The sequence below is a fragment of the Streptomyces sp. NPDC008139 genome (assembly GCF_042957025.1).
In the GTDB taxonomy this organism is placed as follows: domain Bacteria; phylum Actinomycetota; class Actinomycetes; order Streptomycetales; family Streptomycetaceae; genus Actinacidiphila.
Genome location: NZ_JBIBHM010000003.1, coordinates 327,553 through 342,432, shown reverse-complemented (window position 1 = coordinate 342,432; position 14,880 = coordinate 327,553). Strand labels below are relative to the sequence as shown.

Here is a 14,880-nt window from a genome sequence, read left to right as displayed (position 1 = left end):
GAGCGTAGGGGGCACGGCGGCTCCGGCGCGCGACGGCGGGGCCGAAACCGGCGGTACGGCCCCCCGCGCGACGGAATCTTGCGAACGGAACCTGTCTCACGCCGTCACACCTGGCGATAATGCGAGGCATGGGGTCAGTGATCACCGTGGTGTCGGTCGCGCTGGTGGTCGCGGGCGCCGCGGCGGCCCTGTTCTGGCTGGTTCGCGGGCGCAGGGGATTCGGTACGCCCGCCGACCGGGCCGCCTTCGCCACCCTGCACTCGGCGTCACTGGCCGCGCCCCCGCTGCGCAACGGCCTCGACCCCGAGTCGGCCCGCAGCGCCGCCCGCCATCTGCGGGCGCTGCTCGGCACACCCGCGCTGGCCGTCATCGGCGACGGCGAACTGCTCGCCTGGGAAGGTCCGGGCCGCAGACACGCGGCGCAGGCCGTGGAACACGCGCGGGAGGCGATGGACGCCGGGCGGCCGTGGGTGGTCCCGGCCGAGGAGATCCACTGCGGCGACGACCGGTGCCCGATCCGCAGCGCCGTCGTCGTACCGCTGGTGGTGGACGGCCTGGTCGTCGGCGCGCTGTCGGTGTACGCGCGCCAGGTGTCGGCGGGCCTGGTCAGAGCCGCGGGCGAGGTCGCGCACTGGGTCATCTCGCAGTTGGAACTCGCCGAGTTGGACCGCTCGCGCACCCGGATGATCGAAGCCGAACTGCGCGCGCTGCGGGCGCAGATCTCCCCGCACTTCGTCTACAACTCGCTGACCGCCATCGCCTCCTTCGTCCGCACCGACCCCGACCAGGCCCGTGAACTGCTCCTCGAATTCGCCGAGCTGACGCGCTACAGCCTGCGCAGGCACGGCCAGTTCTCCACCCTCGCCGAGGAGTTGCGGTCCGTCGACCGCTATCTGCGCCTGGAACGCGCCCGGTTCGGCTCCCGGCTCCGCGTCGATCTGCTCATCGCGCCCGAAGTGCTGCCGGTGGCCGTACCGTTCCTCTGCCTCCAGCCGATCGTTGAGAACGCCGTACGCCACGGACTCGGACCCAAGTCGACGCCGGGGCGCATCACCATCAGGGCCGAGGACGCGGGCGCGGAGTGCCGCATCAGTGTGGAGGACGACGGCGTGGGCATGGACCCCGAGGAGGTCAGGATGCGGCTCGCAGGAGAGGACGACGGCGACTCGCTCGGCCTGGGCAATGTCGACGAGCGGCTGCGTACGGTCTTCGGCGACGAGTACGGCCTGGTGGTGGAGACCGCCCCCGGCGCCGGGACGAAGGTCAACGTCCGGGTGCCCAAGTACCGGAACGGAGTACGCGCATCGTGAAACCGTTGCAGGTCCTGGCCGTCGACGACGAACCGCCCGCCCTGGAGGACCTGACGTACCTGCTGCGCGGCGACCGGCGGGTCGGCCGGGTGCTCAGCGCGGGCAGCAGCGACGAGGCCCTGCGGCTGCTGGAGGACGAGTCGGTCGAGGCCGTCTTCCTCGACATCCGGATGCCGGGCCTCGACGGCCTCGACCTGGTCCGCGTCCTCGGCCGCTTCGCCCGGCCGCCCGCGGTCGTCTTCGTCACCGCCTACGAGGACTTCGCCGTCGACGCCTTCGCCCTCAAGGCCTGCGACTACCTGCTCAAACCGGTCGGCAGGGAACGGCTGGCCGAGGCGGTCCGCCGCGTCGCCGCCGTCATCGAGGGCAACACACCGGGAGCCGCGCCCGCCGGCCGCTCCGACGAGCGCATCCCGGTCGACCTCGGCGGAGTCACCCGCTTCATCCGCCGCGAGGACGTCGCGTACGTCGAGGCGCAGGGGGACTACGTACGCCTGCACGCGGGCGGCCATGCGCCACTGGTCCGGATAGCGCTCGCCGTCCTGGAGGAGCGCTGGGCGCAGCACGGCTTCGTCCGCATCCACCGCGGCTACCTGGTCTCGCTCCGTCACGTGGAGGAGTTGCGCTCGGACGCCGGGCACTGGACGGTACGCGTGGCGGGCGGTGAACTCCCGGTCAGCCGACGCCACTCCAGGGAACTGCGGGACCTGCTGATGCAGTGGTCGCCCGCGCCCGGCGAGGGGCCGTCATGAGCGGTACGCAACCGCCCCCGCCGCGCCGGGTCGCGGTGACCGCGCCGCGCCGCGACCGTACCGGCGGCTGGTCCGCGCGGGCCGTCGCCGAGGACCTGCACGCGCAGCCGCGCCTCGGCCAGGTCTATGTCCGCTCCCTGGTCAGGGACCAACTGCGGCTCTCGCTCGGCGTACTGGCCGTCCTCGCGGTCGTCATCGGCGGTCTGCCCGCCGCCTTCGCGCTCGCGCCGGGGCTGCGCACGGTGGACGTCCTCGGCGTCCGGCTCGCCTGGCTGCTGCTCGGCGTCGTCGCCTACCCGCTGCTGGTGGGCGCGGCCTGGTTCCACGTACGGCACGCGGAGCGCGTCGAGCGGGACTTCACGGATCTGCTCAACGCCCCCGACGCGCCGCCGAGTTCGGGCCCGGCGCCCGCGGCCCCGACGGACACCGCCCCTGACCCGGCGGCGCAGGCCGTGCCCACCGCCTCGGACCCGGCGGCGGGACCCGCGCCCACCGCCCCCGGCCCGGAGGCCGGATGAATCCGGCGCTCGGCTTCACCGCCCTCGTCGTCGTCCTCGTGGCGACCGTCGTGGTCGGTTTCTACGGCCTGCGACTGTCCCGCGCCACCTCGGACTTCTACGTCGCCTCCCGCGAGATCTCACCGTTGTGGAACGCCTCGGCGATCGGCGGCGAATATCTGTCGGCCGCCTCATTCCTGGGCGTCGCGGGCCTGTTGATGGCCTACGGCGTCGACATGCTGGCCTACCCGGTGGGTTACACGGCCGGATATCTGGTGCTGTTGCTGCTGGTCGCGGCGCCCCTGCGCCGCTCGGGCGCGTACACGCTGCCGGACTTCGCCGAGGAACGCCTCGGGTCCACCGCCGTGCGCCGGGTGGCGAGCGTCTTCGTCGCCGTCATCGCCTGGCTCTACCTCGTACCGCAGTTGCAGGGCGCGGGCCTGACCCTCCAGACGGTGACGGGCGCGCCGCGCTGGGTCGGCGCGGTGGTCGTGGCGGTGGCCGTCGTCGGCGTCTCGGCGGCGGGCGGCATGCGCAGCGTCACCCTCGTGCAGGGCTTCCACTTCTGGCTGAAGCTCACCGCCATCGCGGTGCCCGCCGTCTTCCTCGTCCTGGCCTGGCGGTCGGCGGGCACCCCCTCGCTGACCGCGCCCGACGTGCCGCGCTTCCCGCACACCACGGTCGTTCGGCTCGACAGCCAGGTTCGCTTCGACGTGACGACACCCGTGACGGTGACGGTCAGCGGCACCCTCGACGGCACGGCCTACGGCGACAAGGGGGCATCGCGCGCGGGGCAACACGGCGTGCCCGTACGGCTGGTGCGCGGCGAGCACACGGCGGAAGGCGGCACCGGCCTGACCTTCCCCGAAGGCGTCCCCGTACCGCACAAGGTCGGCCTCACCCCGGCGACCGGCGCCACGTGGGCGAGCCCGCTGTCCGGCGCGGGCGGCAGATCGCACCCGCTGTACGCCGTCTACTCGATCCTGCTGGCCACCTTCCTCGGCACGATGGGCCTGCCGCACGTCCTCGTCCGCTTCTACACCAACCCCGACGGCCGGGCCGCCCGCCGTACGACGCTGCTCGTCCTGATCCTGCTGAGCGGCTTCTACCTGCTGCCGCCGGTCTACGGCGCGCTCGGCCGGATCTTCGCGCCGCAACTGCTGCTCACCGGGCAGACCGACACCGCGGTACTGGTGCTGCCGCAGATCACACAGGCCGGTGAGGCGGGGCGGCTGCTGGCGGCGCTGGCGACCGCGGGAGCCTTCGCCGCCTTCGTGTCGACCGCGTCGGGACTCACGGTGTCGGTGGCGGGCGTGGTCTCGCAGGATCTGCTGCGCGGCTCGACCCACGGCTTTCGCTGGGCCTCGCTCGCGGCGGCCGTACCGCCGCTGGCGATGACGGTCGCGACCCCCGGCCTGCCGGTGGCCGACGCGATCGGACTGGCCTTCGCCGTCGCGGCCTCGTCCTTCTGCCCGTTGCTGGTGCTGGGCATCTGGTGGCGCGGACTGACCGACCTGGGCGCGCTGTTCGGCCTGGTGGCCGGGGGCGGACTCGCCGCCGTCGCGGTCGTGCTGACCAGCGTGCGCGGACCCGGCGGCGGCTGGAGCGCCGCGCTGCTCGAAGAACCCGCGGCCTGGACCGTCCCCGTGGCCTTCGCCGTGATGGTCGTCGGGTCGCTGCTGACCCGCGGCCGGATCTCGCGCGCGGACGTCGACCGGGTGATGCTGCGCATGCACCTGCCGGAGGAGGTCGGCGCGCAGCCGGAACCCGGTCAGCCCGGTCAACTCGGCGTCCCCGCACCGCGAGAGACGCCCGGCGCGCCGGAACCCGCCGGTGGGCCGTCACCGACCGTTCGCCGTATCTGACCGACCGCTCACCGTATCTGACGGACCGTCCGTCGCCCGGACCCGACCGCTGGGCGACGCCCGCTGTGTGGCTGTGGCCCCCCGACGTCGGCGTTCCTAGCGTGGGAGCGGGCCCAGCACGGCCTGCGGCGGCGTACGTACCGCGACTCGCGCCGCCATTCCTCAACGAGGAGGGAACCGCAGATGAGCACCCCCGTCACGACCGAACGGCCGCCCGTGGACGGCATCGCCGACCCCGGACCGCTCGGCCTCGCGGCGTTCGCCGCCACCACCTTCGTCCTGAGTTCCTTCAACGCCCACCTCATCGACCAGAATCTGCTCACGGTGGTCCTGCCGCTCGCGCTGTTCTACGGCGGACTCATGCAAGTGCTCGCCGGAATGTGGGAGTTCAAGAAGGGCAACACCTTCGGCGCCACCGCCTTCGGTTCCTACGGCGCCTTCTGGCTCTCCTACGCGGCCTATGTGAAATTCGTCGTCGGCGACCTGCCCCCGGACACGGCCAACCAGGCCACCGGTCTCTATCTGCTGATCTGGGCGATCTTCACCGTCTACATGACGGTCGCGGCCCTGCGGACCAACGCCGCGCTGTTCGCGGTCTTCGTGGCCCTGTCGGCGACCTTCATCGTGCTGACCGTCGCGGAATTCGACAAGTCCGTCACCATCACCAAGGTCGGCGGCTGGATCGGCCTGGTCACCGCCGTGTTCGCCTGGTACGCCTCCTTCGCGGTCGTCACCAACAGCACCTGGAAGCGCGCCGTCGTCCCCGTGCTCCCGTTGTCAGGACTCCCCGTCGGCCGCCGCGGCGGACCGGTGGAGGAGCCCCACTCATGACCGAGGAGACCCTCTCCAACCTGCTCAGAGAAGACCGGCGCTTCCCCCCGCCGCCCGAACTGGCCGCGCGGGCCAATGTCACCGCAGCCGCGTACGAGGAAGCCGCGGCAGACGTCGAGGCGTTCTGGGCCGCCGCCGCGGCCCGGCTCGACTGGGCCGAGCCCTGGACCCGGGTACGCGACTGGAGCCGGGCGCCCTTCGCCCGCTGGTTCGTCGGCGGGAAGCTCAACGTCGCCGACAACTGCGTCGACCGGCACGTGCGCGCCGGGCTCGGCGACCGGGTCGCCTTCCACTGGGAGGGCGAGCCCGGCGACACCCGCACGCTCACCTACACCGACCTCCAGGAACAGGTCTGCCGGGCCGCCAACGCCCTGCTCTCGCTGGGCGTGCGCGCCGGCGACCGGGTCGCGCTCTACATGCCGATGATCCCCGAGACGGTCGTGGCGATGCTGGCCTGCGCCCGTATCGGCGCACCGCACACCGTGGTCTTCGGCGGCTTCTCCGCCGACGCGCTGCGCGGCCGGATCCTCGACTGCGACGCGCGGGTGGTGATCACCGCGGACGGCGGCTACCGCAAGGGCGCCGCCTCGGCCCTGAAGCCCGCCGTGGACGAGGCCGTGGAGAGCTGCCCCGACGTCCGCAGCGTCCTGGTCGTGCGCCGTACGGGCCAGGACGTGGCGTGGACCTCGGGCCGGGACGTGTGGTGGCACGACCTGGTGGACGCGCAGTCGGCCGAGCACGAGGCCGAGGCGTTCGACAGCGAGCACCCGCTCTACATCATGTACACCTCGGGCACGACGGCCCGCCCCAAGGGCATCCTGCACACCACCGGCGGCTACCTCACCCAGGCCGCCTGGACGCACTGGGCGGTCTTCGACGTCAAGCCGGAACAGGACGTGTACTGGACGGCCGCCGACATCGGCTGGGTCACCGGCCACTCGTACATCGTCTACGGCCCGCTCGCCAACGGCGTGACCTCGGTGCTCTACGAGGGCACGCCCGACTCCCCGCACCAGGGCCGGTGGTGGGAGATCGTCGAGAAGTACAAGGTGACGATCCTGTACTGCGCGCCCACCGCGATCCGCACCTTCATGAAGTGGGGCGACACGATCCCGGGCCAGTACGACCTGACGTCGCTGCGGCTGCTCGGCTCGGTCGGCGAACCGATCAACCCCGAGGCGTGGATGTGGTACCGGCGCGCCATCGGCGGCGACCGCTGCCCGGTGGTCGACACCTGGTGGCAGACCGAGACCGGCGCGCAGATGATCAGCCCGCTGCCGGGCGTCAGCGTCTGCAAACCCGGCTCGGCGCTCCGGCCACTGCCCGGCATCTCGGCGGAGGTCGTGGACGACACGGGCCGTCCGGTGCCGAACGGCTCCGGCGGCTACCTCGTGCTGACCGAGCCGTGGCCCGGCATGCTGCGCACCATCTGGGGCGACGAGCAGCGGTACATCGACACGTACTGGTCGCGCTTCCCCGGCTGGTACTTCGCGGGCGACGGCGCGAAGAAGGACGAGGACGGCGACATCTGGCTGCTCGGCCGGGTCGACGACGTGATGAACGTGTCGGGGCACCGGATCTCCACCACCGAGGTGGAGTCCGCGCTGGTGTCCCATCCGCTGGTCGCCGAGGCGGCCGTCGTCGGTGCCACCGACGCCACGACCGGGCAGGGCATCGTCGCCTTCGTGATCCTGCGCGCCGACGGCGAGATGGCCGCGCGGGAGGCGGGTGGCGACGACGTGGCCAGGCGACTGCGGGCGCACGTCAGCAAGGAGATCGGGCCGATCGCCCGGCCCCGGCAGATCCTCGTCGTCGCCGAACTGCCCAAGACCCGCTCGGGCAAGATCATGCGGCGGCTGCTGCGGGACATCGCCGAACACCGCGACCTCGGCGACGTGACGACGCTGACCGACTCCACGGTGATGGACACCATCCGTGAACGGCTGCCCGGCGGCTCGTCCTCCGGCGCCACGGCGGACGAGGAGTAGCGGGGAGCGGCGTACCGCGCCGGATCCGGTCCCGGCCGGTACGCGACGACGACCCGCGAGGCGGTCTCCCCACCGCTCGCGGGCCGTCGTCACTCAACTTCCGTGCTGCTAGCGCGCCTTGTGCGAGACCAGCGTGTGGTGCCCGGCGCCGACCGCGTCCACGTACACGTTCACCCCGTCACTGCTCACGCGCGCGCCGCCGACCGCCCGCGTGCCGTCCCAGACGGTCCGCCCGTCCAGGGTGACCCGCACCTTCGCGCCGCCGGTCGGCACCGCGAGCCTGCCGGTGGTGCCGCGCGGCGCGTCGGTGGCCAGCGTGAAGCCGCCGCCGTTCTCGCGCCAGGACGCGCTGATCGCGCCGTGCGGGGTGGGCACCTTGCCCTGCGCCCACGTGAGGTCGCCGGGCGTGGGCACGACCGCGTACGAGGCGAAGCCCGCGCCGGTCGGCCGGATGCCCAGCACCTGGTTGGTGAGGCTGACCGTCGGCCCCGAAGCCCAGCCGTGCGCGAGGCTGGTGAACTGCGAAAGGGCGGGCTGGCCCGCCAGGTTGGCCTTCTCCCAGAAGGTCCCGCCCGGGTCCTGCGAGAGCTGGTAGCCCCAGAAGGTACGGATCAGATCCAGGCCGCCGGTCTGCTGCGCGCCGCTCGCGTCGGCCAGACCCAGCCGCGCGCTCGCCTCGAAACCGCTGGGCAGCGGCTCGTAGATCGGCCCGATCGACGCGTTGGGCGTGCTCGGCGCCATCGTCAGCGCGCCGTAGGGACCCCAACTCGTCCGCCGCAGATAGTCCATCGCGCTGCTCGCCCGCCGCTGGTCGGCGACCCCGGTGAGCGCCGCCGCCGCGTTGGCGTCCTGCGGATAGGCGCCGGGGATCTCCCGCGAGAGCCGGTACGCACCGACGGCCGGGTCCCAGAGCTGGTCGTTGACCGCCTTCTTCACCACGGTCGCGCGGTCCGCGTACACCCCGGACGCGGCCTTGTCGTGCCGGGCGGTGGCCAGCTCCGCCATCTCCTGGAGATTGCGCACATACAGCGCGTTCACATACGTCTCGTGCCCGCAGTCGCTGTAGCCGTAGTGGCCGCAGGAGTTGACCGCGCCGAAGGCGATCAGCCCCTGCGGGTCCTGGGCGCGCACCGACTCCAGCCACGCGGTGGCCTTCGTCAGCGCGGGCCACCACCTGTCGAGGTAGGCGCGGTCCCCGGTGTAGAGCCAGTGCTGGTAGTGGTTGTAGACGAACCACGTCACATACTCGCCGTACGTGCGGATCTCGTCCCGATTGTGCGGCCCCACCAGGCTCTCGCCGGGCATGTACCCGTCCGGCAACTGCTGCGCGGCCAGCGAGGACAGCGAATTGTCCACCGCGTCCGTGTCGTTGGTGCTCAGATAGGTGACCGGGACCTGCACCGCCAGGTCGCCCTGCCACACGATGCGGTCCCGCTTGGCGCCGTCGAAGATGACCTCCTTGGCGGGGTCGGCGTTCGGCACCTGGCTGTCCGCGTGATCGCCCTCACCCGTCGCGTACGGCCAGCTCTTTGCCGTGTCCGACATCCAGGTGTCGAGCTGCACGGTGTACGCGCCCGCGTACCAGATCTTGTTCAACTCGTCGTCGCTGGACAGGAACCAGCCCTGGTACGCGGCGGGCGACTTCTGCCGCGGCGCCGCGTCGAAATTCACGGACACCGCGCCGAGGTCCACCCAGCCGGGCCCGTCGAGGAACAGCGTCGCGTAGCGGAAACCGCCGCGCAGCTGAGTGTCCGTCAAGGTCGCGGGCAGCTTCGCCGTGTCCAGGGTGATGGTGTGGCTGTCGGCGTCGTAGGTGTACGGCTGGCCGGGATAGCCGTTCCAGATGTTCGCGGTGTCGCAGCCCGGCGCCTGGGCCGCCTCGCCGTTGTTGTCGCCCGGAGCGGTGGCCGCGTACTGCACCGACTCGCTGAAGCACACGTGCAGTCGAGGCGGTGTCTTGGACGCGCCTGCCACCTTGACGCTGATCCGGCCGCCGACGTCCTTGCCGAAGTCCAGTGCCAGCAGCGGGGATTGGGTACGGTCGCCGGTGCTGACCAGCCGCACGGTCCTGCGGCCGTTGCCCAGCACCGCCTTCGGGTCGCCCTGGATCGCGCCGCCTCTCGCGGTCGCCGACAGCACGCGGACCGGGGCGACCGTGTGGCCGGCCGGCGCCAGGACGTACGGGCGCCAGTCGCCGGGGCGCGGGGTATAGCGGTCCTGCGTCCAGGGGTCGTGCGCCTTCGCCGCCGCGGTCGTCCTCGGCGCGTCGGCGCCGAAGGCCGAGCCGGGCAGCAGGCCCAGCATGACGGTCCCGGCCGCGACGGCCGCGGCAGCCGCGCGGCTCCTGCGGACATGAATGGGCATACGTCGTTCCCTCTCTGTGTCCCTCTACGGAAGCGGGTGCGTTCCCCGCGCGATCCCTGTGGGGCGCGGGCGGGCGGCGGTCAGCGGCGGCGCACGGTCACCTCGCGGGTACCGGCCGCCACGCCCGCGATCCGCACGTAGCCGCCGGAGAAGGTCACCCCGGCGCGGCGCGCCGACCCCTGCCAGACCGTGCGGCCGTCCAGGCGTACGACACAGGTGCGCGCGTCGGTCACCGGGACCGCGATCTCGTCCACGGCGCCGCCCGGCGCGTTCACCGTCAGGTCGAACTCACCGCCGCCGCGCTGCTGCCACGACGCGCCGATCACGCCCTTCGAGGTGGTCAACTGACCCTGTGCGAAACGCTGTTGGCCGGGGTGCGGCTCCACGCGGTGCCCCGCGCCCGCGTCGCCGGTGGGGGAGATGCCCAGGAAGCGGTAGGTCAGCGCCGAGGTCGGGCCCGTCGACCAGCCGTGCGCGGCGCTCATGTAGGAACCGGAGTAGTCCGACGTGCCGTCGGTGCGGTAGCCCTCCCAGAACGTACTGGCCGTCCCCGTGGGGCTGTCGAGCATGAAGCCCCACTCGCGGCGGATCAGGTCGAGCGCGGTCGCGTCCTGCCCGGCGGCGAAGTGCGCGTGCACCTCCATGCCCCCGGGGAACGGGTGCACGGAGGAACCGCTCTTCTCCGGCGACAGCGCGCCGACCGCCGTCCAACGCCAGGCCAGCGAGGCGCTGATGGTCCGCGCGCGGTCCGCGGAGTCCACCAGGCCGAACCACACGGCCAGCGCGTTGCCGTCCTGCGGATACAGCGAGGCACCGCCGCCGGTCGGCTTGTCGCGGTACAGGCCCACGGCCTCGTCCCAGTAACCGCCGCTCTCCACCGCCGACTTGAGCGCGGCGGCCTTCGTCTTCCACGCGCCCGCCGAGGCCGGGTCGCCGAGCGTCGTGGCGAGCGCGCTCGCGGTCACCAGCGCCCGGTACATGATGGCGTTGGCTTCGAGGTTCTTGCCGTCGGCGTCCGAACGCGCCCAGTCCGCCGCGCTGGTGACGTTCAGCAGCCCGTCACCGTCGATCTTCGCGACGATGTACGTCACGGCCTTCTTGTACGCGGCGTACGCCGTACGCGCCCACGCGGTGTCGCCGCTGAGCTGGACGTAACTCGCCGTGCCGATGAGCGTCCACAGGTGGTAGGCGTCGGAGTTGCCGATGAAGTTCACGGCCGGGCCCGCGTACGGGAGCGCGCCGCCGGCGTCCTGGTGGTTGTAGAGCGTCTGGAGCGAGTCGCGCACGGTCACCAGGTCGCCCAGCGACACATAGTCGGTCAGTACGGAGATGCCGAGGTCGCCAGGCCACACCGTACGGTCGCGCTTGGCGCCGTCGACCAGCACCGTGCCGCCCACCTCGCCGACCTTCGCGCTGTTGTCCCAGCCGATGTCCGGCGGCCCCCAGACCCGGCCCTGGTCGGCGGCGATGATGTTGGTCTGCACGGTGTAGGCGCCCGCGTACCAGACCCGGTTGAGCATGTCGTCGTCGCAGTAGAAGTAGTTGGGGTACGCCGACAGGTCGGCGGCGTTCGGCGCGAAGGTGATCCGTACCGAGACATCGGTCAGGTCCACGGAGCCCGAGGTCTCGTTGACCACCGTCAAGTAGCGGAAGCCGCCGCGCAGTTGGGACGTCGGGTGCGCGGTCGCGGCAGGACCCGCGCCCGCGACCGGGGTGTCCTTGTCGGTGCTGATCCGGCCGCCGGGCGTCACCGCGTAGCGCACGGCGGGCTCGTTGTTGCTGCCGCCGTTGGACCCGTCGCTGGACGACGTGCTGACGAAGTTGGACAGTTCGGAGTAGGTCAGCCCGATCGTCTGATTCGTTTCACCGCTCGACCCGAAGCTGAGAGTGACGAATCCGCCGACCTCCTTGCCGAAGTCGAAGGTCACGGAGGAGCCCTTGCCGGTGATCCGGGTGACGGCCTTGGCGCCGCGCCCCTTGGTCACCAGCGCCTCGGGCTGCCGCACGACACCAGTGAGCGTGTAGACGGCGACCGGGCGCACCGTACGGCTGGCGGGGGAGAGGTTGAAGGCGTCCCACTTGCCCGACGGCGCCTTGCCGCCGGGCCGCGAGGCGGGGACCGAGGCACCCGCGGGCACCGCCGACGCGCCCTGCGGCGCGGCTCCCGCGGCCGGTTCCGCGGCGACGGCCCGGCCCCCGCCCACCTCCGTCGCCGCGACGAACGCGGCGGCCAGCCCCGTCGTGACGAGTACGCGCCGTGTCGGTCCCTGCACTTCACTGTGCGGCATGTCTCTCCCGGATGAATCGTTTCAAGATCGCGGACGCGGAAACCCTCACTGATCTTCCTGGGCCGCCGAGCACACTACGTCGGCGTTTCGCGGCCCGTCCATACCCGTGCGGGGAGTAGTTGCCCCGGCCGATCGCGGCGGATCCGTGCCGCAGAGCGGCCATTGGGGCTGTGACCAGGGAGGCGGTGGGGGCGGGGGAGGCGTCCTTGCCCGGGGGGAGAAGCGCCCTCTCAGCGGATCAGACGGATCGAGTGCCGTGGCTCGTCCAGCCATACCCTTGCACGCGGAGCTGTGGATCGACGACGCGGTGAGCGTAGAAACGTACCTGCGCACCTGGCGCACCCTGCGAGAATCCGCCGTGTACGGCGCCGACGCCCTTCGCGTCATCGGCGCCGCGCGGCGGGACCTGCGGGGGGCCTGAGGGAGCCGGTCAGACCGTCGCGACCAGCAGCTCCTCACCGTTGGAGGTGCGCAGGCCGTCCGGGCGGCCGGCGAAGTAGCGCTCGTTGAGGGCGGCGGCCGAGACGTGGCGGGCGTCGGTGAATCCGGCGGCGCGGGCCAGGGCCAGGATCTCGGCGGGGGCGTAGAAGCTGATGAACGGGGTGCCGGAGCCGCGGGCGCCGTTCTCCGCGGCCTGGCGGACGGCGCGCTCGTCGGGTTCCATCAGGTCCAGCGGCGGCATGAACGTCATGACGACGGTGGAGCCGGGCGCGAGCGAGGCGAGGGCGCGCAGCGTGGCGGCGTTGGCCTCCTTCGTGAGGTACATGCTGACCCCGGCGGAGGCCACCACCGCGGGCCGTCCGCCGTCGAATCCGGCCGTCCTCAGTTGATCCCACCAGGAACCGGTCGTCTCGAAGTCGACCGGCACCAGGCGCAGCCCGTCGCCGACGCCGTAGCCGAGTTCGGTCAGCCGCCGCCGCTTCCACTCCTGCGGCTCCGGCCGGTCGACCTCGAAGATCCGCAGCCGGTCGGCGAGATCCGGCCTGCGCTGCGCGAAGGTGTCGAGACCCGCGCCCAGCAACACGTACTGACCGACGCCCTCGTCCAGCCGCTCGACGACCAGGTCCTCCACGAAGCGCGCGCGGGCCACGACGCCCGCCCGGAAGCGGCTGGTGCCCTCGGGGTGCATGTCCCCGCGCTCCCGCCACCCCGCCTCGGGGTCGGCCAGCCGCAATCCGATCTCGTCCTCCAGCACATGCGGCGGCGGGTCGTGCAGCACATGGGCCGCCCGCCACAGCGCGACCCGTACGGCGGTGCTGTCGGGCTCGGCCGCCGCGCCGTCGGTCTCCGGGACGGCTCGGCCCGCCGTCGATCGATCGTGCCGCTCGCTCATGACGCGCTCCCTGTCGGTGCTGCCTGTCGCCTGGTGTGGTGTACGGCCCGTGTGGACGGTCAGCTCTTCGCAGGGGCCTGGAGGCTCCACAGCCGCCCGTCCGGGTCCCGTACGGTCATCTCCCGCGTCCCGAAGTGGGTCTCCTCGAACGGCGTGACGACCTCGACGCCCGGCGCGGCCTCGAAGGCGTCCGCGTCGGCCACGGTCAGCACCATCCGCGGCGCCCGCGGCTCCTGGCTCTCCGGGACCTCGGCGATGAAGAGATACGGTCCTTCGCCGTTGCGCAATTGCCCCGAATTGTGATCGGTCGAGAACTCCAGCTCGTAGCCGAGCCCTTGGAAGAACTTGGCCGTCTTGCCCCAATTGTGCGTTTCCAGAAACACGGCCTCGATGCCCTGCGTCGTCATCTCAACTCTCCTTGTCACTCGCTCGCCGCCGCTGGTCGCGGGGCTCCGCCGCCTCGTCGAGATACGCGCGCAGCGCCTCGGCGACCAGCGCCGACAGCGACTTCTCCGACTCGATGGCGCGGTGCTTGACCTGCTTGATCAGCCCTATCGGCAGATACACGTTGAACTGCTTGACGTCGTCGTCGCCCACGTCGCTTATGCTAGCAATCTAGCTCCCTAGGTCAAGCTCCGGGGGAAAACCACGCGCCGCGCGGCACCCGATCGTCGATACTCCGCGCGTGGCCACCATGAACATCGGCAGGACCGAACGCGCCCCGTACCTCCGCTTCTCGCCGGCCGCGCGGGCCCGACGCGGCTTCGGCGCGATCCCGCCGACGGCGCTGGTGCTGCTCGGCACCCTCAGCGTCCAACTGGGCTCGGCGGCGGCCACGCACCTGTTCAGTGCGGTGGGCAGCCTCGGTACGGTGTAGGGCCTGTCCGGCGGACCCGTAAGGCTTGTCCGGCGGATTCTGGCGCCCCGTAGGGCCTGCCCGGCGGACCGCGCCGAACAGGCCCCCAGCAGGGTTCAGAGCTTGAGCAGGAAGGTGAAGTCGCCACCCGCCTTTCCGCTCAGGCGGTGCGCCGAGACGATCTTCCCTTCGTCGATCAGCCGCTTGACCTCGGCGCGTGAGACGCCGAACCCGTCGGCGATCAGCCGGACGGGCCGGAGCGGGATCTGCGCTGCGAAGCGCACGGACACCTCCAGGGCCTCGTCGTCCGCGTGACCGGGGCCGGTGACGTCGAGGCGCCAGGCGTCGGTCCAGTCGAGGGCGACGCTGTTGCGGTGCAGGACGGCCGGGTGCTGGAGCAGTTCGGTCGTCAGTCCGGGGTCGTTGGTGTGGAGCCTGTCCAGCAGGCCCGGGCGCAGGGAGCGCACGTTGACCCGCTCGAAGACCGTGAGCTTCGCGGTCTCCCCGCATCCTGCGCACAGGACGAGGAGCCAGACGTCGAGGGACTTGTGGTGCGCGTTGACCCGGAATTTGCCGCTCGCCCGGAAGCGATCGGACGGGCACGAGTGGCAACGGCGCACGACAAGAGGCGGGCAGGTGGGAGCGACCACCCAGGTTTGTGACACGAGTGAACACCTGTTCGGTGAGAAAAACCGCAGCGAAAAGGGGCACGGCGCCCGGGGGCGACGTGCGACAGATCAGCGCCAGGGGTGTCTCAACAGGTGTACAACGGGGTTCCTTTGCCGCGGCGACAGGT

General features: G+C 72.0%; 13 protein-coding genes and 1 pseudogene. 8 read left to right on the top strand and 6 right to left on the bottom strand.

The features are described from left to right. The first annotated feature begins 119 nt into the window (after positions 1-119). The 6 genes from ACFZBB_RS08065 (at position 120) to acs (ending at position 7,243) form a co-directional block, all read left to right on the top strand. Complete coding sequence (locus ACFZBB_RS08065; protein ID WP_223187657.1) at positions 120-1,310, top strand: sensor histidine kinase; 1,191 nt, start codon at positions 120-122, stop codon at positions 1,308-1,310. Continuing rightward, positions 1,307-2,062: a LytTR family DNA-binding domain-containing protein gene (locus ACFZBB_RS08060; RefSeq protein WP_355341632.1), complete on the top strand. Its 756-nt coding sequence runs from the start codon at positions 1,307-1,309 to the stop codon at positions 2,060-2,062. The genes ACFZBB_RS08065 and ACFZBB_RS08060 overlap by 4 nt, the downstream gene beginning before the upstream one ends. Then, complete coding sequence (locus tag ACFZBB_RS08055; RefSeq protein ID WP_391118987.1) at positions 2,059-2,580, top strand: hypothetical protein; 522 nt, start codon at positions 2,059-2,061, stop codon at positions 2,578-2,580. The genes ACFZBB_RS08060 and ACFZBB_RS08055 overlap by 4 nt, the downstream gene beginning before the upstream one ends. Then, positions 2,577-4,424, top strand: coding sequence for a cation acetate symporter (locus ACFZBB_RS08050; RefSeq protein ID WP_391118985.1), 1,848 nt, complete (start codon positions 2,577-2,579; stop codon positions 4,422-4,424). Before ACFZBB_RS08055 ends, ACFZBB_RS08050 begins: the two co-directional genes overlap by 4 nt. A 183-nt stretch (positions 4,425-4,607) precedes the next feature. Further along, positions 4,608-5,255 (top strand): acetate uptake transporter, encoded by a 648-nt coding sequence (locus ACFZBB_RS08045; protein ID WP_391118983.1) that lies wholly within the window; start codon positions 4,608-4,610, stop codon positions 5,253-5,255. Next, on the top strand, positions 5,252-7,243 hold the full coding sequence (gene acs / locus ACFZBB_RS08040; RefSeq protein WP_391118981.1) for an acetate--CoA ligase: 1,992 nt from the start codon (positions 5,252-5,254) through the stop codon (positions 7,241-7,243). The genes ACFZBB_RS08045 and acs overlap by 4 nt, the downstream gene beginning before the upstream one ends. Before the next feature lie 108 nt (positions 7,244-7,351). Here the strand turns inward: acs and ACFZBB_RS08035 are convergent, their stop codons facing one another. Both ACFZBB_RS08035 and ACFZBB_RS08030 read right to left on the bottom strand, forming a co-directional pair. Then, complete coding sequence (locus ACFZBB_RS08035; protein WP_391118978.1) at positions 7,352-9,607, bottom strand: alpha-L-rhamnosidase C-terminal domain-containing protein; 2,256 nt, start codon at positions 9,605-9,607, stop codon at positions 7,352-7,354. Between the two features lie 80 nt (positions 9,608-9,687). Continuing rightward, positions 9,688-11,895 carry a hypothetical protein gene (locus ACFZBB_RS08030; RefSeq protein ID WP_391118976.1) on the bottom strand — a complete coding sequence of 736 codons (2,208 nt, stop codon included), beginning with the start codon at positions 11,893-11,895 and terminating at the stop codon, positions 9,688-9,690. A 280-nt stretch (positions 11,896-12,175) separates the two neighbouring features. On the opposite strand from ACFZBB_RS08030, the pseudogene ACFZBB_RS08025 reads away from it, so the two are divergent. Further along, positions 12,176-12,316, top strand: a pseudogene (locus tag ACFZBB_RS08025) (transcriptional regulator); the annotation flags it as partial. A gap of 9 nt (positions 12,317-12,325) precedes the next feature. Here the strand turns inward: ACFZBB_RS08025 and ACFZBB_RS08020 are convergent. Genes ACFZBB_RS08020 through ACFZBB_RS08010 form a run of 3 tightly spaced genes read right to left on the bottom strand, consistent with a single transcriptional unit; the run spans position 12,326 to position 13,825 of the window. Further along, entirely contained in the window at positions 12,326-13,228 is a 903-nt protein-coding gene (locus tag ACFZBB_RS08020) for an SAM-dependent methyltransferase (protein WP_391118974.1), read from the bottom strand. Between the two features lie 59 nt (positions 13,229-13,287). Next, positions 13,288-13,635 (bottom strand): VOC family protein, encoded by a 348-nt coding sequence (locus tag ACFZBB_RS08015; protein ID WP_391118972.1) that lies wholly within the window; start codon positions 13,633-13,635, stop codon positions 13,288-13,290. A gap of 1 nt (position 13,636) precedes the next feature. Continuing rightward, positions 13,637-13,825, bottom strand: a complete 189-nt coding sequence (locus tag ACFZBB_RS08010) for a CopG family transcriptional regulator (protein WP_391118970.1) — start codon at positions 13,823-13,825, stop codon at positions 13,637-13,639. Positions 13,826-13,913: 88 nt separating this feature from the next. On the opposite strand from ACFZBB_RS08010, the gene ACFZBB_RS08005 reads away from it, so the two are divergent. Beyond that, complete coding sequence (locus ACFZBB_RS08005) at positions 13,914-14,105, top strand: hypothetical protein (RefSeq protein ID WP_391118968.1); 192 nt, start codon at positions 13,914-13,916, stop codon at positions 14,103-14,105. 95 nt (positions 14,106-14,200) lie between these two features. Here the strand turns inward: ACFZBB_RS08005 and ACFZBB_RS08000 are convergent, their stop codons facing one another. Next, the gene (locus ACFZBB_RS08000) at positions 14,201-14,749 is read right to left on the bottom strand and encodes a DUF1062 domain-containing protein (protein WP_391118966.1); all 549 of its coding nucleotides are present in this window, start codon (positions 14,747-14,749) and stop codon (positions 14,201-14,203) included. Between the last annotated feature and the right edge of the window lie 131 nt (positions 14,750-14,880).